Genomic DNA, 20121 nt, shown 5'->3' with positions numbered 1-20121 from the left:
ATGGCCGCTCAGGATTATATAGATGCTATCGACCCGTCAAAGCCTCAGGATTTTGATGAAGTTGCCGGAACTATTCCTACCATCAGTTCGGTGCGGAATAATTTTACGTCTATCAAGCAAGCTATTCAGGCGGTTTTGGATTTAGTTAGTGGGCTGTCTGCGCCTAGCTTATCTTCCATGATGTTGACCGGGATTGGCTTTGCCAGCTCAGCCCTTATTGTGGCGACTGATAATGCGTTGGTCGCGCTTGGTAAGTTGCAGGCGCAAATATCGCTACGGGCAACGATTGATAGCCCTGCATTGACGGGTACGCCGACTGCTCCGACAGCACCTACCCTCACGTCAACCATGCAGATTGCCACCACCGAGTTTGCGACTTTGGCAGATGCAGCGGTTTTGTCAGCGGCAAAAACTTATACAGATACAGCGACTACTGGGCTTTTGCAAGATTGCGGTACTTATGACGCTTCTGGCAACATTTGGCCATCATCTGGCGGATCAGGCACAAGCGGAGCTATTTTAAAGGGTGATGTATGGTATCTGTCTGTAGGCGGTACGCTAGGTGGAGTTTATTATGAGTCGCACACGTCAATCCGTGCGCTGACTGATACGCCGGGGCAAACGGCAGCAAATTGGGCTGTGCTTGAGGGGGCATTTGGTTATGTTCCTGAAAATATCAGCAACAAATCAAATTCTACTGGTGATATTGCTAGTACGTCTAAATATCCGGTATGGGCGATCTTGGTATCGTGGGCCAATTCGGTTTATCAACCCATAAACGCTAAATTGAGCGCCATTGCCGCGCTGGCGGCGACTAACGGTTATGCGATTGTCGGCAATGGGTCGACTTTTGTTTTACAGTTGCTGGGTAATGCGGCGGGGAAAAGTGTGGGGGCAACTTCGGCAGATGTTGCATCCGGGGATAGGGGGCTACCTTCAGGCGGCACTACCGGGCAAGTTTTAAGTAAAATAAATTCTACTGATTATAACGTTCAATGGTCTACGGTTTCAGCAGGAAGTTCTATTATACTAGGGTACGCCCTCTTTAATATGAATTTTCAAAATACTACGGGCAGTTCAACTGTTTTGACTTATGTTCAGAGTTTAAGTAATTGGAGTAATCTAACCGGATTCTCTCCTCCTCCTGCATCTTCGTCGTCTCCAGCCAATAATCATGGAGTTTTTACGCTGCCCGTCGGCACTTTTATAATTAAAGCAACAGGACAGCTATCGAATGGGGGCATTAATTTTAACTTTGTAATTGCTGACCATAATATGTTGACAATTGTAAGCGCCAGTTTACATCAGAAAGTACAGCAAGGAGGTACTCCAACTTCTAGTGTCCCAACAAATTTAGTAGGCACTTTTCTATTAACCCTTAGCGGAACTACAAATTTATACATAAACGGGAATGGGGTAGGAGATGGAACGGTAGCCGGAACAAGCTTTAATACAAGTTCTTCTGCTTGTTGGCTTGTTTTTGAGGTATTAAAAGTTAATTAATAATTGATTTTTATATTGTTTTTTGTTTAGCACTTGCTATGCACTACTGCTAGAGCGACAATGATTAGCCAATCAACTATTATGAAATTTTTAATGAAAGGCAACAAACAATTAAAGCCAATTTTGCGCTGGATGGGTGGGAAAAGTAAATTAGCCACCGAAATAATCGAGAAATTCCCTAAGCATACCTGCTATGTTGAACCATTTTGCGGCGGTGCCGCAGTTTTTCTAAAAAAGCCCCGCTCAAAAGCCGAGGTGATCAATGACTTCAATGGCGACTTGATTAACCTATATCGCTGCATTCAAGTTCACCCAGATGAACTAAGCAAACAGGCAATCGGAATGCTGCATAGCAGATGGCTGTTTGACAAGCTCAAATCACAAAACCCAGGCGAGCTTACGGATATTCAAAGAGCTGCCAGATTTTACGCAATTAACAGGATGGCTTTCGGTGGCCGGATGACCGCCCCGTCATTTGGTTATGGCAGGTCAACGGCTCCGGGTCTATCAGCAGCTAGATTCAAACAAGATATAGAGCTATTAACGGCAAGGCTGGATAAGGTTTATATCGAAAATCTGCCGTGGGCGGATTGCATAGGCAGATACGATAGTGCCGATACATTGGCTTATTGCGATCCGCCTTATTGGCAAACAGCAGGCTATGGCATGAAGTTCGGCATTGATGAATATGTGCAAATGGCGCAACTGGCAAAGAGTATGAAAGGTAAAATAATAATCTCGGTAAATAACCACGAGAAGATGCAGCAAGTATTCGATGGGCTAAATATAGAGATGCTCACCATCAAATATTCATGCGGAAATATCGGGAAAGGCGGGGTTAGAAAAGAGTCTGAAGAGCTGCTGATTAAGAATTTTTAGCGAAAAGTATTTGCAAATTTTGCTAAAAATATAGTCACTTTAAAATTAAAAGCGTGAAAGTATTTGCAAGAAATGATTTTTCACTGTTTTTTATAAAAACAATTAAAATCAATATGTTACGTTATTTTGTGAAAAATGACGTTTAGCCGCCAAGCGTGAAAGAATACTCTCAGCAATCAGTCAGTGTTCATTGCCCACTCCAAAAAACGTAATTAACCCTATAGCAATATAGCATGTTGTCAGGTGATAGTGCCGCCACAGTCAAGCTATTATTCCGCTTCAGGCAAGATCAATCAGCCCAGCTACTTTATAGTAGGCAATCTTAAAGGCTGAACGGTTTTAATCCAAGAGAGGGGCTAATGAACCAAAATACAAACGTGCTGCTGCTCAGAGGGGCTACCTTATGGCTATTAATGGCTTTGTGCCTGGCCTGGTGCTTGGTTTTTTTGAAGTTTGACCTAACGCTAATCAAGCTGATTTTTCCGGGCAAGTTTACCCGTGTACTTCAAGCGCATCTGGATTTTTTATTGATGAGCGCGTTGCTGTTCGGGTTTTATGCGGCAAAAGTGCCGTTGCCCTCTCCGGTGCGCTGGTGCATGGTGGTCGGTGCCTTTACCAATTCCAGTTTGTTTATGTTGCAGGCGATGTTTCCGTCATTAGATAGCCCGACTCCGGCGGAAGGGTTTTTTCCGGGGGTATTTCGTGTATATCTGCTGGCAAGCCTGCTGATCACCAGCTATGGTTTCGGACGGGCGGCGGTGGTGGTGTTATTGTCCACTTTTAGAGATTTACCGGACGGGCAGGCAGGTTGACCGTAACAGCCATAGCTGTAGGTTATCAAGCCATACTTCGAAACGATTAGACGCACCGCCACCCTAAAGCAGACAATAGCCGCACCCGGCCGGGATACTTCTGGGCATACCCTTATCAGGATATGTCCAGTCATCCAATAAAAATCAAGGTGCTATAAAATGGCTAAAATTGTTTGTGTGCTTTACGACGACCCTATCGACGGCTATCCCACTGCTTATGCGCGTGATGATTTGCCGCAACCGGAACGTTACCCGGACGGGCAAACACTGCCTACCCCTAAGGCGATAGATTTTAAACCTGGGGCATTGCTGGGTAGCGTGTCCGGTGAGTTAGGTTTACGGCGTTATCTGGAAGCGAACGGTCACCAGTTAGTGGTGACTTCCAGCAAAGACGGGGTCGACAGCGTCCTCGACCAAGAACTGCATGACGCGGAAATCGTCATTTCCCAACCGTTCTGGCCTGCTTATATGACTGCCGAGCGTATCGCTAAGGCCAAAAACCTGAAAATGATTGTGACGGCAGGTATCGGCTCCGACCATACCGACCTACAAGCAGCTATGGAGCGCGGCATCACCGTTGCCGAAGTGACCTACTGCAACAGCAACAGCGTTGCCGAACATGTGGTGATGATGACGCTGGCATTGGTGCGCAATTATATCCCGTCTTATAATTGGGTGATGAAAGGCGGCTGGAATATCGCCGACTGTGTGGCGCGGTCTTACGATTTGGAAGCGATGAATGTCGGCACAGTCGCCGCTGGCCGGATAGGCCTGCGGGTTTTGCGCTTGCTGAAACCTTTTGACGTGAAGCTGCATTATCTGGATCGCCACCGTTTGCCGGAAGCCATCGAGCAGGAACTTAATCTGACTTACCACGCCAGTTTGGAAAGCCTGACCCAAGTCTGTGATGTCGTGACCTTGAACTGTCCGCTGCATCCAGAAACCGAACACATGATTAACGAACAGACCCTAAAGAATTTCAAACGTGGGGCTTATTTGATTAATACGGCCCGTGGCAAATTGTGTGACCGCGACGCGATAGTCAACGCGCTGGAAAACGGCCAGCTGGCGGGTTATGCAGGCGATGTCTGGTTCCCGCAACCGGCTCCGAACGACCACCCTTGGCGCACCATGCCCAACCACGGCATGACCCCGCATATCTCCGGCACTAGCCTGTCGGCACAGACCCGTTATGCGGCAGGAACCCGCGAGATATTGGAATGTTATTTTGAAGGTCGCCCTATCCGTGATGAATATTTGGTCGTGCAGGGCGGGCAACTGGCGGGGGTCGGTGCGCATTCCTACAGCAAAGGCAATGCCACAGGCGGCTCCGAAGAAGCGGCGAAATTTAAGAAGGATTGATGGCAGGCACTTGAGCTGAAAGTCAAGCTGCGGGGTTAGCCCCGCAGCCCTTTAACGCGATGGACGTACTTTTTTAAATGCGAAGAAACGCCATATCTATCTATCAAGCAAATGAATAATCTGCCAAAGCCGTTTGTGCCGTGCCTTGCAATGTGCCCAGTAAGGTCAGTTCACCGGCACTGACCACGGCATCCGCACCCGCTGATTTGAACAAGTACAGGACACTGTCCACGCCGTTGTCAACGGCGAACAGGCGGGTATTGCCCACGGCATAGTTGCTGGTGGCGTTGCCGATGTCGGTGGCGGCATTGGCGGCCGTGATAGCGCCGATGATGTTGGGAGTGACCACCACCAGCTCGGATAATGTGGAAAAACTGCCGTGGCCATTAATGAGCGCGGCATTGTTGATGCTATGATCGCCGTTGCCTATCGATAAGCCAGCCACCCCGTCCAACACTTGTAATTTGTCGGTGCCGGAGACAAAATCCAGCACCTTGTCCGCACCGCCCGTCACTGTCCCGAACACGAAAATATCGCTGCCAGCACCCCCTGTCAGGGTGTCCGCCCCCGCGCCGCCGTTGAGGATGTTCATCGCGCTGTTCCCCGTCAGCACGTTAGCCAATGTGTTACCGGTGCCGTTGAGGGTAGCGGAGCCTGTCAGGGTCAGATTTTCGACATTGGCCGCCAAGATGTAAGAAACCGAAGCTTGCACGGTGTCGGTGCCTTCACCGCTGTTTTCGACCACGCTATCAGCGACATTGTCCACGATAAAGGAGTCGTTGCCTAACCCCCCTGTCAGCGTGTCCGCTCCGGCACCGCCATCCAAGACATTGGCGGCCGTGTTGCCCGTCAGCATATTAGCCAATTCGTTGCCCGTGCCGTTGATGGCTCCCGGAGCATTGAGGAGGATGAGGTTTTCGACATTGGCGACCAAGCTGTAACTGACCAAACTTTGTACAGTATCTGTGCCTTCCCCCGCATTTTCAAATACTTTGTCGCCAATATTGTCCACCCTATACTGGTCATTACCCAAACCGCCTTTTAGATTATCCGCGCCGGCACCACCATCAAGGAGGTTTGCTCCCGTATTGCCGATCAGTGTATTGGCAAGGCTGTTGCCGATGCCGTAAATGGCGGCGGTGCCTGTCAGGGTCAGGTTTTCCAAATTTGCGCCCAGCGTCCAGGAGATGGAGCTTTGCACGATGTCGATGCCTCCGTCCGTATCTTCCATGACCACATCCCCGGCATTGTCAACGACATAGAGATCGTCACCCCAACCGCCTACCAAAGTGTCTGCACCCATGCCGCCATCTAAGGTATTGTTGGCACTGTTACCGATCAAGGTATTGGTAAGGCCATTGCCTGTGCCGTTGATGGTTGCCGTTCCGGTCAGGGTGAGATTTTCGACATTGGCCCCCAAGCTGTAAGTGATTGACGCTTGTACGGTATCGCTGCCTTCGCCACTGTTTTCGATGGCATTGTCGGCGGCATTGTCAACGATATAAGTGTCATTGCCTAAGCCGCCGGCCAAGACATTTGCTGCCGCATTGCCCGTGAGCATGTTGGCAAGGTCGTTGCCTGTGCCATTGATGGCATTACTGCCGGTAAGGATGAGGTTTTCGGCATTTGCAGCTAAGGTATAACTGATGCTGGACAGTAGAGTATCCGTACCCGCGCTACTGGCTTCCGTCACGACATCGCCAGCATTATCGACAAAATAAAGGTCATTGCCTAAGCCACCGGCCATTGTGTCAGCACCGCCAAGGCCACTTATCGCATCATTGGCGTTAGTGCCGGTCAGGGTATCGTTGCTACTGTCTGTACCGATGATAAAATTGGCCAGCACATCGCCGCCAGCAAATTGAAATTGGTTGACTTGATAAGCGTCGCCGTAAAAATAATTGTCCACCACCAACTGGCTAGCGGTGCCATAATTAAGGTATAGGTTGGTGCCATTTGTGTTGATACCCGCCAAATCACTTAAAGCCACATCGGTGAACGTGACCACATCCACACTGCCATCGGTGTCGTAATTGTTAATCTCATCCTGCCCGTCGGCCTTGGCGATAAGGTAGGTGTCCGCCCCATTATCGCCTTCCAGGTAGTCGTTGCTGAAGCCACCATTTAGGATGTCGTTGCCGTCACCGCCGATAAGCGTATCGGCAAGGCTGCCGCCATACAGGGTGTCGTTGCCGCCCAGCCCGGAAATGGTGCTTGACCAGGCATCAAACCCAAACAATAGGTCATCATTTGCAGTGCCAGTGATGACTGAGGTGCGGATGAGGATGTCTGTCAACGTCCAAGTGCCATCGGTGAACTGGAATGTGTTGATTCGGTAAGGCGTATCGTTAAAATAGCCATCCACGGTCAGTTGCCCATCTGTACCATAGGTTAAGACCAAACTATTTCTCCCATCTTGGGAGTGGGTGACGGAAGTGATGTCAGCGCGGGTCATATCGGTGAAAATGACTACATCGGCACTGTCATCTAGGGTGTCGTCAATCTCATCCTGTCCATCAGCTTTGGCGATCAGGTAGGTGTCAATCCCGTATCCGCCGCTCACTATATCATTACCCGTGCCGCCTATCAGAGTGTCGTTGCCTTCCATGCCTTGTAGCCAATCGTTGCCGTCACCACCGATAAGCACATCATCACCGATGCCGCCAAACAGGTAATCGTCGCCGCCCAACCCCAAAAGCGTGTTTGACCAGTCATTAAAACCAGACAAGAAATCACTATCCGCGGTACCGGTGATGGCCGAGGCGCGGGCAATGATGTCCGCTAACCCCCAAACGCTGTCGGTGAACTGGAACGTGTCAATTTGGTAGGCTGCATCGGAAAAGTAATTGTCCACGGTCAGTTGCCCGCCCGTGCCGTAGGTCAGAATCAAGTTGTCGCTTCCGTCTTGGGCACGGGTGACGGAAGTGATGTCGGAGCTGGCCATATCGGTGAACGTGACCACATCCATACTGTTGTCGGAGTGGTAATTGCCAATTTCATCTTGTCCGTCCGCTTTGGCGATCAAGTAAGTGTCCGCCCCGTTATCGCCTTGCAGGTAATCATTGCCTAGGCCGCCATTCAGGATGTCATTGCCGTCACCACCATAGATTTGATCGTTGCCATCCACACCATTAAGGCTATCATCCCCGCCGTTGCCATAAATAGTATCATCCGTATTTGTACCGATATAAATGTTATTAGTATTGTCGCCGTTATACGTTGCCATCGCTTATCTCCAGAGTTTTATGGGGTTCTGATAGGTCTTTGGTGATTTTTATTGTTAGTATATTAATAACCAAGGTACATTGCAATGTTTTTCAGATTTTTTTGGCATTTATTCTGGTATGGCGGTGATATTGGTGCGGCTTATATCACCGCTTTTCCTCAAACCACCGATACAGCGTTGGCAGCATCACCAAGGTCAGTAATGTTGAGGTGATTAGGCCACCGATGACCACGATGGCTAGGGTTTTTTGCACCTCCGAACCTGGGCCGTTGGCGAACAGGAAGGGTACGAGGCCGAGCAGGGCGATGGTGGCGGTCATCATGACGGGGCGGGCGTTGGGCGCAACCTTGGCGGATGGCTTCCAGGAAGAATCGGCTAAATATTAAGAAAGGCTAACGGCAAGCGTTTAGTTTCAGGGTAGGAATGCAGTGTTCATAGAGACCGTCGCCCATTAAGCAACACAGGCTGTTGAGTTTAAAGGCCAACTTTTAGCCTGTCGTTTGCTTAACACCTGATTCCATAAGGCCTTTCAGATTTTTAAAACCTGAAACTCGATCATCAAGTTTTTAACATTCGGATAAATAGTTCAGCTACTGGGTATTGAAAGTTTTAACAAATTAATTTAAAACAACAAGTTGCAATGGAATCCGGCTCCCTCCCCTGATGGGGAGGGCTGTCGCCGACAAGCCCGTCGCCGTTGCAAAGCCTTGATTGCAGATCAGGTAGTCTGTGTAGAGTTCTATTTTTTCTTTTTCCATCCGTCAATGATACTCTTTTTGGGATGGGGTGCGTAACATCAGTTATATCATTAGGAATATCTTCCATTCGGATGGGTTTGTCTCCACCAGTAGAGCCATTCCAATGAGTTTCCCCATTACTTGGCTTAGAGAATCTATGTATTATGCCATCTTTGTCTATAGCCCAACGCCTACCTTTTTTGTCGGTAATAGATTTATCAAAAAGATCTTTTGCATTTGGTGGTTCAGGACTTTTTGCATTTGGATGGTGTTTAGGATTTGTGGTTCGGGTAGCTCCTCGTCTATTAGAGCCTTCCCCTGCCAAAGTACATACAACTCTTAATGCGGGAATTGAGCATTCGGGATGTAATGGCTCAATAGGGTCGTCAGGATTTCCATCATATTCAGGATACTTAGGCCACTCGTCATTCTTACATAATCCTAGAGGATCAATAAAATTAACCGGATCCCCGACCACATACCCATAAAGGTTACTGTCCCCTCCCCCAAACCCGATCGGGTCTTTCGCCGTCCAGCGTCCGGTTTCGGCATCATAATCCCTTGCGCCGAAGCAGACAAGTTTGGTGTGCCGGTCGTACAGGCCACCCGCGTAGCCGAAGGGCTGGAAGCCGGGGTTGGTGTCTTGGGTGATGTTGCCCCAGACATCGTAGTCGATGCGTTGGGCGACGCTGCCGTTAGCGGTGTTGATGACCAAACGGGGGCTGCCGAGGTGGTCGCTGATGATGCGGTAGGTTGCGCCGTTTTTGGTCAGGTAGTCCGGCACGTTGGCTTTGCTGGCGTAGACGAAGCGGCTGACGATTTGGTTGTTGCCGTCCAGTTCGGCGATGGGGTTGAGTTGGTTTTGGTAGAGGAAACCCTGTACCAACACGCCGTTGACTGTTTTGCCGATACGGCGGTTTTGCCCGTCGGTAAGGTAACCGATGGCGGTGGTGTCGGGCAGGGTGACGTGTTTGAGGTTGCCCAGGACATCGTAGGCGTATTGGGTGGTTTGCCCGTTTTTGGTCTTGCTTTGCAACTCGCCGTTGGCGGTGTAGCTATATAAAGAGGCCTGCCCTGAGCTTGTCGAAGGGTAATCGAGCAGACGGTCTTGGTCGTCATAGCGGGCTGTTGCCGCCGCGCCTGCGGTAGGGATTGTATTGGTTATGAATCCTCACCCTAACAAAAACACAATAACTTTTACTTTATCTCATTGTTAATCAAATCCATATTACCATGATTAAACACTAAGTCTGCATTAAATACGCAACTTCCGCATTTGCTTTCTAATGACCCCATCGAGTCGACAAGTGATGCAGTTAAAGAAATCTGTGCCTTGATGCCCCTATCTATATGCAATAATCTTGAGAAAAAAACATCATCACTCGGATCAGAAGACGGTTTTTCAGAAGGATAAACGACATACTCTATAGTCCCTTTTAAAGCATACCCCATACAAAACTCACGAAAAGACGGCATTCCATCTATTACAAAAACGGTTACATCAGAGTTTTTTTTAATTTGAATACTACCCTTCCCCTTCAAATGATACGGAACCGCTATAGTTATTCGCGTTAAATAGGCGGTATCTGATATACCTGCCCAACCTTTAAAAAGCCTTTGAAATATAAGCACATCGCCATCACCTTTTGTTAATGCGTGTCCGGTAATTGGAAACAGGTCATCCGATAGCTTTGGTTTTTTATTTACCAATACTTGTGACTTAATACCTTGATGCTGCTTATGCTCACGAAGAGCAGCATCCGATACCCACCAAGCATCAGTAACATATTGCCTATAATTGTCAAAACTAATACAAGACGTTGCCGAATCTGCAAAGCTTTCTTGCCATAATGTTAAGTAAAAACAAACAATACCTAGTTTAGCCATCAATAGAGGACTGTTATTCACAACCACACCGTTGCTTTCTATAGTTATTAAAGTCATTTCTAACCTTCTTTTTAGTCCGTTCCCTACCTTGATCATAGGGATACCCTTTTCCGTTAACATCTTGATTATCATGACTATCAGACTTACCTTTTGTCTCCATATCCCAATGAATACCCTCGTGGGATATCATTTCAAGAAGATCACCACCACCCGCATTATCAAGCAGGGCAAGCGCATATAAATTGACTTAAAAAATGAGATACTAGGCTTTTTGGGAAGAAAGCATGGCCTTGAGTTTACAGGAAGCCTTTTCTACGTTGGAAGACCCGCGTATCGAACGGCACAAACGGCACCAGCTCGTGGATATCTTGATTTTGACGGTGTGCGCGGTCATCAGCGGCGCGGAAGGCTGGGAGGCCATTGAAACATTCGGTCAAGAAAAGCAGGCTTGGCTCCGCCAATGGATCCCTTTGGCGAACGGCATCCCCTCGCACGACTGCATCGCACGGGTGGTCTCACGGATCGTGCCCGAGCAATTGACCGGATGTTTCATCGCTTGGGCGCAAAGCGTGGCCGAACTCTCCCTGGGCGAAGTCGTCGCCATTGACGGCAAGACCGCCCGCCGTTCCTCCGACCGGAAGAACAAGCTGGGGGCCATCCATAGGGTCAGCGCGTGGGCGAACCAAGCCGGTATCTCGCCGGGCCAAGTCAAGACTGGGGCGAAGTCCAACGAAATTACCGCCATCCCCGCCCTGCTGGACTTGCTCGAAGTCAAAGGCTGCATCATCACTATCGACGCGATCGGCTGCCAAACCGGCATTACGGAAAAAATCATTGAAAAACAGGCCGATTACGCCATTGCGGTGAAGGGCAACCAAAAGTATCTCTATGAGGCCATCACCGATTATTTCGCGCAGGCGATAACCGCCGACAAACCGGAGTTGTGCCAATTACAGGCCCATACCGAAACTTATGCCGGGCATGGGCGCATCGAGACCCGGCGGTTCTACCTGTCCACTTGCCTGGACACCCTGCCCGATACCGGAAAATGGAAGGGGCTGAAAGGTATCGGGATGGTCGAAAGCGAACGTTTCGTCAATGGCAAAATGACCACTGAACGGCGGCATTACATCTGCTCGCTGGCGGAGGTGAAACCTTTCGCCCATGCGGTACGGGGGCATTGTACCCTCAGGGGCATAAAGGGGATAGAAAACTCCCTGCATTGGGTTTTGGACGTGACTTTTAGGGAGGACGACTCGCGCATCCGCAAAGGTTATGCCCCTGAAAACTTTAATAGTGTCCGCCAAGTCGCCATCAACCTGCTAAAAAACGAGGCATCGAAATTAAGCGTCAAACGAAAACGTTTTATGTCCGCCATAAGCGATAAATTTAGGGAAAAAGTGGTTTTTTCCTTATGACATTTTTATGCGCTTCCCCTGAATGGCTAGCAGGGCTTTAAGTAAAGCGGTTGGGAGTATAGTATTTATAGGTTTGCGCTGCGCCCTAAAGCCACTGGCAAAGGCTAAAGACCTTTGCACTCTGTTTTAAAGCGGGTTGGCGGGGGCGGGCTTTAGCTATTTTACTGGCCACACCCATGCCTTAAGGCTTTCGGCAAAAGCCGAAAGCCCTTACTCCCCCATCCTACTTGGCCAAAACGACCTTAGCCTCATCCCACAAGGCATCCAGCTCCGCCAGTTCGCAGTCAGTCATGCCGCGCCCTGAGACGGCGACTTGTTGCTCGATGTACTGGAAACGTTTGGTGAATTTCTGGATACTTTGTTTAAGGGCGACTTCGGGGTTGACTTTTAAATGCCGCGCCAGATTGACGGCGACGAACAATAAGTCGCCAATCTCTTCCTGAATATGCGCCAAATCGCCGGATTCCCAAGCCCCCCGCACTTCGTCCAACTCCTCTTCCACCTTGGCGAAAACGGGTTCCGCCTCAGGCCAGTCAAAGCCTTGCCGGGCGGCACGGTCTTGGATTTTCTCCGCCGCCATTAAGGCGGGCAAACTGGCGGCAATGCCGGATAAGGCACTGCTGGTGTCCGGTTGTTTTTCTTGCCGCTCTAAAGCCTTGGCATGTTCCCAGGCTTGGTGGCGTTGCTCGTCGTTGGCAAACACCGCATCGGCGAAAACGTGGGGATGGCGGCGTATCAGTTTATTGCTGATGCTGCCAGCAACGTCTTCAAAATCAAACAGGCCGCGTTCTTTGGCGATTTGCGCCTGGAACACCACTTGCAGCAGCAAATCGCCCAGCTCGCCGCGCAAGTCGTCATAATCATTACGCTCGATGGCATCCACCACCTCATAAGCTTCTTCAATGACGTAAGGGATTAAGGTAGTGAAGTCCTGTTTGAGATCCCAGGGGCAACCTTGCTTTGGGTCACGCAACTGTACCATTAAGTCCAGCAATTGTTGGGTGTTGTTCAGCATGGTCTAGCCCGTTTTAGAAGGAAATGCCAAAATTTTCATGGTAGCGTTGCTTAAAACTTGCCATGTCGAAGCGGTGGTTTTGGGTGCCGTGATGCTCGATTTTAATCGCGCCCATTAAGGAAGCGATACGTCCGGTGGTCGGCCAATCGAGATCGTTCATCAGGCCATACAGCAACCCGGCGCGGTAAGCGTCGCCGCAACCGGTCGGATCATTAAGCGCGTGCGGTTGGGCGGGCGGGATGGTGATGCAACTGCCTCCAGTATAGACTTTCGAGCCGTGCGACCCTAAGGTGACGACCAAGGCTTCCACACGGTCGGCAATGGCTTCTAACGACAAGCCAGTGCGCTCTTGCATCAGCTCAGACTCATAATCGTTCAGCGTCACCCAAGTAGCTTGGTCAATGAAGGTGAGCAGTTCCGCGCCATCAAACATCGGCATACCTTGGCCGGGGTCGAAAATAAACGGGATTTCCTGCTCGACGAATTGGGCGGCATGTTGCTGCATCCCGTCTTTACCGTCGGGCGAAACGATGCCGATGGTAATGTCATCGCGGTCGGCGGGTACAACATTCAGATGTGAGGCCCCCATCGCTCCCGGATGGAAAGCGGTGATTTGATTGCCTTCTTCATCGGTGGTGATATAGGCCTGTCCGGTATACTGGCTGTCGAGGATTTTAATATAGTCGCTCGATAGGCCATGCTGGCTCAACCAGTAGCTGTAGGGCTCAAAATCATGCCCGACCACCGCCATAATCAAAGCTTCCTCGCCCAACAAGTTTAAGTTATAGGCGATGTTGCCGGCACAGCCGCCGTACTCGCGGCGCAATACAGGCACTAAGAAAGACACATTAAGGATATGGACTTTTTCCGGCAGGATGTGGTTTTTAAATTTGTCATGAAACACCATGATGGTGTCGTAAGCCATAGAACCGCAGATTAACGCACTCATTGTTTTGTCCTTTACAGTAAAATTAAAGCCCAAGTGACCGCCGCCCAGGCCAACGACATCATCACCGCCGCCGAACCGATGTCTTTGGCGCGTCCTGACAGCTCATGATGCTCAAAGCCGACCCGATCTACCACCGATTCAACGGCGGTGTTGAGCAGCTCGACCAGCATCACTAAAACCATGCTGCCAATCAACAGCAGCTTTTCAATCACGGTTTCACCCAGCCAGATGGCGACCGGGGTGCTTACCACAAATAAGATCACTTCTTGCCGGAACGCCTCTTCGTGTTGCCAAGTCGCCTTAAATCCGGCGGCGGAAAAAAAGCACGCATTAACGAGGCGCTTTAGGCCTTTTGCATTTTGGTTAGCCATGTTTTATTAGGGTGTTTGCTATATATAAGGTGGAAAAGCGGCATACTACGCTATCTTGCCGCCACTTTTAGGGCATTAATCCAAGGTGTTTTCATAAGCCGCCGCATCTAACAGCGCGTCCAACTCAGCGGCATCCGCCGCCCGCACCGCAAATATCCAAGCCTGATACGGACTGTCGTTAATTTGCTCAGGTTCGTCCTGCAAGCTGGTGTTGATGTCGACAATTTCACCAGTGACCGGACTGTGCAAGTCGGAAGCGGTTTTGACCGACTCCACCACCGCGCATTGCTCGCCTGCCGCCACGTTACGCCCCACATCAGGCAGGCCGATAAACACCAAATCGCCCAATTGTTGTTGGGCAAAATCGGTAATGCCGACACGGACAACGCCGTCTTCTTGCCATAACGCCCATTCGTGGGTGCGGGCATATTTTAAATTTTCGGGTAAATCGTTCATGTTAATTTCTCATCTCGCGGGTGTTGACGTGCCTAAGCGTTAGTAACTGATGTTACGCAGTTATTTTTCGATATTGAAAAATGTAGCGATGAGTCGCTGTCGCGACGTTTTTTTAATCGGGTTCTCGCACCCGAAGGCGAGATACTTTCTTTTGCTCCGCCAAAAGAAAGTATCCAAAGAAAAGGCGGCCCAATTGCCGCTTGATCCTGCGCTTCTCGGTTTTGTCGGGGGTCGGCAGAGTGGGCTCCTGCCTTTATGCCCTTGGGTGCACCTGCCGACGCGCGGCATCCATGCCGCGCCCCTTCGGGCTTATCCCGACAAAACCTGCGATGCTCGGCGCGGCAAACGGGGGTAAAGCACGTTACTGCGTAACGCCAGTTAGTAATTGCGTTCCATTCTGACCCGATGGCGGCAGGCCGAGCGCCCATGCCGCCACCTATCGACATTGAATAACAATACCTTTACCGATAGAATGCCCGTATAGTTTAACAAACATTATCCGCCTATGCCTGAGATACTCATCTACACCACCCGCATTTGCCCTTACTGTATTATGGCAAAACGTCTGCTCGACAAAAAGGGCGCGGCCTATACTGAAATTAATGTCGATGCTGAACCTGGGCTACGCGAAGCCATGATGACAAAAACGCGGCGGCGGACAGTACCGCAAATTTATATCGGCGAGCTGCATGTCGGCGGTTTTGATGACCTGTACGCCCTAGAGCAGCAGAAAAAACTGGATCCTTTACTCGTAGACGGAGGTTAGCGTTATGCGCAATACCCACCAGGGCGACCCACGGCCAGCCAGCGATTATCAGCATATCAACGCGCCTATAGCGTCCCCGTGCATCCGTATCTGTTGCTTGGACGATAATGACATCTGCTTGGGCTGTTTCCGGTCACTACAAGAAATCACCCAATGGACCCAGATAGACAACCACACCCGCCAAGCGATTTTAACCAATGCCAAGCAACGCCGACAAGCGTATGAAGGCCACGCATAACCGGGGTAGGCAAGCCCATTATAATCATAATCAACAAGGTCGCCGATGAAAGCATTACACCGAAAAGATTTATTCGCTTGGTCTGTCTTTAACGAAGAGCGCGATATAGACTTCCATAGCTATGTGTGGGTACGCGAGGGCGGCAATGTCGTCATTGACCCCCTGCCCTTATCTGGCCACGACCACCAGCATCTGCAAAAATTGGGCGGGGTGGGCTTTATCGTCATCACTAACAGCGACCATTGCCGCGCCAGCGAGCAACTCGCCAGCCAAACCGGGGCGGTGCTGCTAGGGCCTGCGGCGGAGCAGGACACCTTCCCTATTATCTGTAACCGCTGGTTATATGATGGCGATGAAATCGTCCCTGGCCTTAACGCCTACACGCTCAACGGCTCCAAGACCCCTGGCGAATTGGCCTTATTAGTAGAACACACCACGCTGATTACGGGCGACCTGATCCGTTGTCATGTCGGTGGCGAATTGTGCCTATTACCGGATGGCAAGCTGGCTGACCGCAAACTGGCCATCCAATCGGTCAAACGCCTCGCCAGCCTACCCGGCCTACAAGCTGTGCTGACCGGGGATGGCTGGCCAGTATTTAGCCATGGCAGCGAAGTGCTGCATCATCTTGCCCGTTCACTTTAACCTTCATCTAGCCGTCTGCCACGGCGGACGGCTGATGTTCTGCACGACACCTTAACCGAAATATGCGTAAACTACAGTTTAGTTCTCTGTTACTGCTGGCCTTAGCGGCTACCGGCATTGCCTATTACAAAGGCATTAGCCTCAGTAGCCTTATGGCAGACAAGGATGCGGGCAAAGCCACTTTCATTCCGATCAATTCCAAGCACAAGCCAGGCAGGCTCAATTATGCCTCGGTACAGCCCTTGCTGGAATCGCGCTGCGCTTCCTGCCATGCTGGCTTTGACGCGCCCTGCCAACTACAACTTACTTCTTATGAAGGCCTGCAACGCGGTGCCAGCAAACAACCGCTTTATGAAACCCGCCTGCACGCCATCCCCCCCAGCCGCTTGTTCATTGACGGCAAAAGCACCGAGGATTGGCGTAAACAGGGCTTTTTTGCAGTATTAAACGAAAAAGCCAACTTCCCTGAACTTAACCTCAACAATTCGCTGATGGCGAAATTACTGGTCTTAAAGCGCAATCCGCCCTTGCCGGACAACGGCAACGCACTCGACCCTGACCACAGCGACGACTGCCCCACTCTTGCGGAGTTTGCCGATTTCCAGCACACCCAACCCTTTGCAGGAATGCCTTACACCCTGCCTAATCTAAACCCTAGTGAGCAGGAAACTTTATTAAACTGGCTACAAGACGGCGCGAAAAATAGCCTGCCCCCAGTATTATCTGAGCCTGCCTTAGCGGAAATCGGCAAATGGGAGCAATTTTTAAACGACACTACCCCCGCCATGCAACTGACCGCACGGTATCTTTACGAGCATCTGTTCACAGGGCATTTGCATATTAAAGACCAAGCCGCCAACGAATTTTACCGGCTCGTCCGTGCCAAAACGCCGCCCGGACAGGCCATTGAAGAGCTGGATAACCTGCATCCCTTCACCGCCCCGGCGATTGGCCAGTTTTACTATCGCCTGCGCCCCGTCACCGAAACGCTGGCCGACAAAACCCATGCCGTTTACGAACTCAGCGACGGCAAAATGGCGCGGCTCAAAGAGCTGTTTTTAAGCCCGGCAACCACCGTGGCGCAACCGCCCGACTACGCTACCTCCCCTTATGCCCAGCCGTTCAGCAGTTTTAAGGATTTGCCCGTTGCCGCCCGTTACCAATTTTTGCTCGACGATGCCCACTATTTTCTCTCAACCATGCTCAAAAGCCCCGCGCTTAACAGCCAAGAGGGCGCAAACGGCTTCCGCGATCAGGTCTGGATAGCGTTTTGGCAACCGCGCACCGAGCTGAATGCCCAAACCAACCAATTTTTAAGCGCCAACGCGCCTTTCTTACGCCTGCCGACCGCAAGCGGTGAGAGCGGCGGCTTTGCCGAATGGTTTGAACTAAAATCCTTACAGCAACAGTATCTCGCCAATAAAGCGACTTTTACCGAAACCGTCCTGCTCAATAACCAAGCCATTGACCTCAAACAACTGTGGGATGGCGGCGGCAGTAACGATAACGCTTTGCTGACCCTGTTCCGCCATAACGACAACGCGTCCGTTGTCAAAGGCCTACAGGGCAAGACCCCGGACACCGCTTGGGTCATCGACTACCCGCTGTTCGAGCGTCTGTACTATTTGCTGGTGGCGGACTTTAATCTCTACGGCGACAGCGCCCACCACCTCAACACCCGCCTAACCTTAGGCCTGCTGCGTAGCGAAGCGGAAAATAATTTCCTGCACTTTCTGCCCAAAGCCGTCCGCCCTACCGTTCATGCCAGTTGGTATCCAGCTTTGGGCAACCGATGGCTAGGCGTTTTTAGCACACCGGACTTTGCCAACCAAAGCGAATCTGCCGTCAGTTACCAAAGCCAAGATTATCCGCACGAACTGCTCGGCAAGCTGCCCAAAATCGTCGCGCCTCTGCCCATAGCGGCCGCTAATCCGCCTGCCCTGCCCGCACCGTGCCCACAAGAACCCTGCACCCAAGCCAGCGTCCCCGAACCGATCGTGGCCGTACCAGTGCCCACCCCCTTGCCCGACCCGCAATTCGACGGCTTTATCGCCCAATTAAACGCGCTAAAGGGCTCGGAAATCACCGCCTTACCCGAAGTGTCGTTTTTGCGTATCACCACCGCCACCCCCGACCAAGACCCGGTATACACCTTAATCCGCAACCGCTATTTAAGCCATGTCGGCGTAATGTTTGATGACGGCCAAGGTTGGCAAGCGGACAAAGACACCCTGACGGTATTGCCTGGCTTGGTAGGCAGCTACCCCAACCAATTTTTTAAAGTCGCCAGCGAACAATTGCCCGACTTTGCCAACCAGTTAAAGCAAGCCCAAACCGATACGGCAATGGCGCAGTTTTATAATAAGTATGGCGTGGCGCGTAACGATCCGCAATTTTGGGCAAGCTATGACGGCTTTAACCAAAAACACCGCGACGGACGACCCGAAAATGGGGGGATATTTGACTTGAGCCGCTACGGACGGCGGTAGGGGGATACACGGTATAACAGGGCATAAAAGCCGTTCCTGATGAGCCACAGAAAAGCGTTTATGCCCTCCCTTATCACCATTACGCTATTAGGCAGCGGGACGTTGCAGAGCAACGTCCCGACAACAAGATACGGTCAGCCACCAAAGCTAACCCAATACCAGCAAACCATACTTACCCTGCTTTTTTTGGTTGGGTTCATGGCCATAGACGAGTTTAAAAATATCATTTTTAGCCTCCAACCAATCCAGCAATTCATAGCCCGGCGAAAAATCGCGCTTTTCGGCGCGGTAATAAGCCGCTTCGGCAATCATCATTTCCAATTCGACAGGTAAGCTTTGTGGCACAGAAGCCGGGGTTGCGATATTAAAGCCGAGTTTAAACAAACTGATAAGCTCCTGTGGTTGATGGCCGTTAAGGCCGATAGCCTCAGGCTCGCGCTCGTTAAGCGTACCGAACAGACGATCCCAGACAGATAAGGCCGCCCCGTAATTGCTGTCATGCTCGTAACGCTCGGTAGAGTGGTGGGCACGGTGCAGATACGGCATAATCAACAACTTACCCAGCCATTGCTCACCTTTAAAGGCAATATTGGTATGGTGGAACAAGGTCAACAAAGTAATCAGCATCTCGTTAACCATCATCATCAGTTGGTCGACACCTAGCAGCACAACATACCCCGCTTTTAGCAAGTTAGTGATGAGCAGTTCCAAAATGTGTATCCGCAACGCCGTTGAGGTGTTCAGATACGGGTCGTTATGATGGACGCGGTGGAACAACCACAAGCCATCAAAACTATGGCAAGCCCGATGCCACAGGTATAACAGTAAATCCAGCACCAAAAAGGCGACGATCATTTGCGCAGCAGGATGATTGATATAGCGCAGCAAACCTTGCTCGGCATAATGCTGGGCGAGCAGAAACAGCGACGACACCGACAATAACGACAGTACTGTGTTGTTAACGGCAAACAAGCCAAGGTTAGTGCCATAAGAGCCGCGCCGCTTAATCGGCTTACGGTGCGGAAAAAGTTGTTCCAGACCGTAACACACGCCGAAAAAAGCCAGCAGGATAACCGCCACACCCTCGCCTGACAGCGTAGTAGGCCAATTAAAAGTGTCTAAGAACGTCATTAATTCTAACATGGGAACCTCCATTAAAACGGATGCAAGCATTCAAGACCCGAACATCAGCATAAAAGGGCTAGGTGACAATGGTATGACAGGGACAACGCCCTACGGTTCAGGCCGAACCAGCAAGCAAAAATACGCAGGATGCGTAACAGACTTTAGTTAATACCCAGCAATATATGAGCCAATATCTATTTTTCAACCGATTTAGGCGTATTTTTAGGAAAAAATGCGAAGCCG

General features: G+C 50.5%; 17 protein-coding genes and 2 pseudogenes. 9 read left to right on the top strand and 10 right to left on the bottom strand.

What is annotated here, in order from left to right; translation table 11 throughout:
* From CEK71_RS13425 to CEK71_RS13410, 4 genes are all read left to right on the top strand, one after another.
* A complete protein-coding gene (locus CEK71_RS13425) occupies positions 1 to 1503 on the top strand; it encodes a hypothetical protein (protein ID WP_088619862.1) in 1503 nt (500 codons plus the stop codon).
* Positions 1504 to 1563: 60 nt separating this feature from the next.
* Complete coding sequence (locus CEK71_RS13420; RefSeq protein ID WP_198328233.1) at positions 1564 to 2382, top strand: DNA adenine methylase; 819 nt, start codon at positions 1564 to 1566, stop codon at positions 2380 to 2382.
* A 359-nt stretch (positions 2383 to 2741) separates the two neighbouring features.
* Positions 2742 to 3194 (top strand): hypothetical protein, encoded by a 453-nt coding sequence (locus CEK71_RS13415; protein WP_088619861.1) that lies wholly within the window; start codon positions 2742 to 2744, stop codon positions 3192 to 3194.
* A gap of 159 nt (positions 3195 to 3353) precedes the next feature.
* Positions 3354 to 4556, top strand: a complete 1203-nt coding sequence (locus tag CEK71_RS13410) for an NAD-dependent formate dehydrogenase (protein WP_088619860.1) — start codon at positions 3354 to 3356, stop codon at positions 4554 to 4556.
* Positions 4557 to 4659: 103 nt separating this feature from the next.
* Here CEK71_RS13410 and CEK71_RS13405 read toward each other — a convergent pair whose 3' ends face one another.
* The 5 genes and pseudogenes from CEK71_RS13405 to CEK71_RS13390 form a co-directional block, all read right to left on the bottom strand.
* Positions 4660 to 7782 (bottom strand): calcium-binding protein, encoded by a 3123-nt coding sequence (locus tag CEK71_RS13405; RefSeq protein ID WP_088619859.1) that lies wholly within the window; start codon positions 7780 to 7782, stop codon positions 4660 to 4662.
* Between the two features lie 145 nt (positions 7783 to 7927).
* Positions 7928 to 8141 (bottom strand): annotated as a pseudogene (locus CEK71_RS13400) (efflux RND transporter permease subunit); the annotation flags it as partial.
* Positions 8142 to 8391: 250 nt separating this feature from the next.
* Positions 8392 to 8997 (bottom strand): hypothetical protein, encoded by a 606-nt coding sequence (locus CEK71_RS23220; RefSeq protein ID WP_198328227.1) that lies wholly within the window; start codon positions 8995 to 8997, stop codon positions 8392 to 8394.
* A gap of 18 nt (positions 8998 to 9015) precedes the next feature.
* Positions 9016 to 9408, bottom strand: a pseudogene (locus CEK71_RS24315) (RHS repeat-associated core domain-containing protein); the annotation flags it as partial.
* Between the two features lie 308 nt (positions 9409 to 9716).
* Positions 9717 to 10526: a hypothetical protein gene (locus tag CEK71_RS13390; protein ID WP_157679233.1), complete on the bottom strand. Its 810-nt coding sequence runs from the start codon at positions 10524 to 10526 to the stop codon at positions 9717 to 9719.
* A gap of 164 nt (positions 10527 to 10690) precedes the next feature.
* On the opposite strand from CEK71_RS13390, the gene CEK71_RS13385 reads away from it, so the two are divergent.
* Complete coding sequence (locus tag CEK71_RS13385) at positions 10691 to 11824, top strand: ISAs1 family transposase (RefSeq protein WP_088619856.1); 1134 nt, start codon at positions 10691 to 10693, stop codon at positions 11822 to 11824.
* Positions 11825 to 12047: 223 nt separating this feature from the next.
* On the opposite strand, the gene mazG is transcribed toward CEK71_RS13385, so the two are convergent.
* From mazG to gcvH, 4 genes are all read right to left on the bottom strand, one after another.
* Positions 12048 to 12839 carry a nucleoside triphosphate pyrophosphohydrolase gene (mazG, locus tag CEK71_RS13380; protein WP_198328225.1) on the bottom strand — a complete coding sequence of 264 codons (792 nt, stop codon included), beginning with the start codon at positions 12837 to 12839 and terminating at the stop codon, positions 12048 to 12050.
* A 13-nt stretch (positions 12840 to 12852) separates the two neighbouring features.
* A complete protein-coding gene (locus tag CEK71_RS13375) occupies positions 12853 to 13788 on the bottom strand; it encodes a carbohydrate kinase family protein (RefSeq protein WP_088619855.1) in 936 nt (311 codons plus the stop codon).
* Positions 13789 to 13799: 11 nt separating this feature from the next.
* Positions 13800 to 14159: a diacylglycerol kinase gene (locus CEK71_RS13370; protein WP_088619854.1), complete on the bottom strand. Its 360-nt coding sequence runs from the start codon at positions 14157 to 14159 to the stop codon at positions 13800 to 13802.
* Between the two features lie 75 nt (positions 14160 to 14234).
* A complete protein-coding gene (gene gcvH, locus CEK71_RS13365) occupies positions 14235 to 14615 on the bottom strand; it encodes a glycine cleavage system protein GcvH (RefSeq protein ID WP_088619853.1) in 381 nt (126 codons plus the stop codon).
* 505 nt (positions 14616 to 15120) lie between these two features.
* Between gcvH and grxC the strand changes: the two genes are divergently transcribed.
* From grxC to CEK71_RS13345, 4 genes are all read left to right on the top strand, one after another.
* Positions 15121 to 15381, top strand: coding sequence for a glutaredoxin 3 (grxC, locus tag CEK71_RS13360; protein WP_088619852.1), 261 nt, complete (start codon positions 15121 to 15123; stop codon positions 15379 to 15381).
* Positions 15382 to 15385: 4 nt separating this feature from the next.
* Positions 15386 to 15619, top strand: coding sequence for a DUF1289 domain-containing protein (locus tag CEK71_RS13355; RefSeq protein WP_088619851.1), 234 nt, complete (start codon positions 15386 to 15388; stop codon positions 15617 to 15619).
* Positions 15620 to 15664: 45 nt separating this feature from the next.
* Positions 15665 to 16264 (top strand): MBL fold metallo-hydrolase, encoded by a 600-nt coding sequence (locus CEK71_RS13350; protein ID WP_088619850.1) that lies wholly within the window; start codon positions 15665 to 15667, stop codon positions 16262 to 16264.
* A 62-nt stretch (positions 16265 to 16326) separates the two neighbouring features.
* Positions 16327 to 18753, top strand: a complete 2427-nt coding sequence (locus tag CEK71_RS13345; RefSeq protein WP_088619849.1) for a fatty acid cis/trans isomerase — start codon at positions 16327 to 16329, stop codon at positions 18751 to 18753.
* Positions 18754 to 18900: 147 nt separating this feature from the next.
* Here CEK71_RS13345 and CEK71_RS13340 read toward each other — a convergent pair whose 3' ends face one another.
* A complete protein-coding gene (locus CEK71_RS13340; RefSeq protein ID WP_088619848.1) occupies positions 18901 to 19896 on the bottom strand; it encodes a sterol desaturase family protein in 996 nt (331 codons plus the stop codon).
* Positions 19897 to 20121 lie beyond the last annotated feature (225 nt).

Source organism: Methylovulum psychrotolerans (genome assembly GCF_002209385.1).
Classification (GTDB): domain Bacteria; phylum Pseudomonadota; class Gammaproteobacteria; order Methylococcales; family Methylomonadaceae; genus Methylovulum; species Methylovulum psychrotolerans.
The sequence above is the reverse complement of the archived record's forward strand: the minus strand, read 5'-3'. Positions and strand labels throughout refer to the sequence as shown.

What these genes read in the sequence shown, in the direction of transcription:
- CEK71_RS13405 (WP_088619859.1), bottom strand. Translation starts at nt 7,782, where the DNA reads ATGGCAACGTATAACGGCGACAATACTAATAACATTTATATCGGTACA.
- CEK71_RS13420 (WP_198328233.1), top strand. Translation starts at nt 1,564, where the DNA reads ATGATTAGCCAATCAACTATTATGAAATTTTTAATGAAAGGCAACAAA.
- CEK71_RS13415 (WP_088619861.1), top strand. Translation starts at nt 2,742, where the DNA reads ATGAACCAAAATACAAACGTGCTGCTGCTCAGAGGGGCTACCTTATGG.
- CEK71_RS13385 (WP_088619856.1), top strand. Translation starts at nt 10,691, where the DNA reads ATGGCCTTGAGTTTACAGGAAGCCTTTTCTACGTTGGAAGACCCGCGT.
- CEK71_RS13350 (WP_088619850.1), top strand. Translation starts at nt 15,665, where the DNA reads ATGAAAGCATTACACCGAAAAGATTTATTCGCTTGGTCTGTCTTTAAC.
- CEK71_RS13425 (WP_088619862.1), top strand. Translation starts at nt 1, where the DNA reads ATGGCCGCTCAGGATTATATAGATGCTATCGACCCGTCAAAGCCTCAG.
- mazG (WP_198328225.1), bottom strand. Translation starts at nt 12,839, where the DNA reads ATGCTGAACAACACCCAACAATTGCTGGACTTAATGGTACAGTTGCGT.
- CEK71_RS13340 (WP_088619848.1), bottom strand. Translation starts at nt 19,896, where the DNA reads ATGTTAGAATTAATGACGTTCTTAGACACTTTTAATTGGCCTACTACG.
- CEK71_RS13355 (WP_088619851.1), top strand. Translation starts at nt 15,386, where the DNA reads ATGCGCAATACCCACCAGGGCGACCCACGGCCAGCCAGCGATTATCAG.
- CEK71_RS13375 (WP_088619855.1), bottom strand. Translation starts at nt 13,788, where the DNA reads ATGAGTGCGTTAATCTGCGGTTCTATGGCTTACGACACCATCATGGTG.
- grxC (WP_088619852.1), top strand. Translation starts at nt 15,121, where the DNA reads ATGCCTGAGATACTCATCTACACCACCCGCATTTGCCCTTACTGTATT.
- CEK71_RS13410 (WP_088619860.1), top strand. Translation starts at nt 3,354, where the DNA reads ATGGCTAAAATTGTTTGTGTGCTTTACGACGACCCTATCGACGGCTAT.
- CEK71_RS13345 (WP_088619849.1), top strand. Translation starts at nt 16,327, where the DNA reads ATGCGTAAACTACAGTTTAGTTCTCTGTTACTGCTGGCCTTAGCGGCT.
- gcvH (WP_088619853.1), bottom strand. Translation starts at nt 14,615, where the DNA reads ATGAACGATTTACCCGAAAATTTAAAATATGCCCGCACCCACGAATGG.
- CEK71_RS13390 (WP_157679233.1), bottom strand. Translation starts at nt 10,526, where the DNA reads ATGTTAACGGAAAAGGGTATCCCTATGATCAAGGTAGGGAACGGACTA.
- CEK71_RS13370 (WP_088619854.1), bottom strand. Translation starts at nt 14,159, where the DNA reads ATGGCTAACCAAAATGCAAAAGGCCTAAAGCGCCTCGTTAATGCGTGC.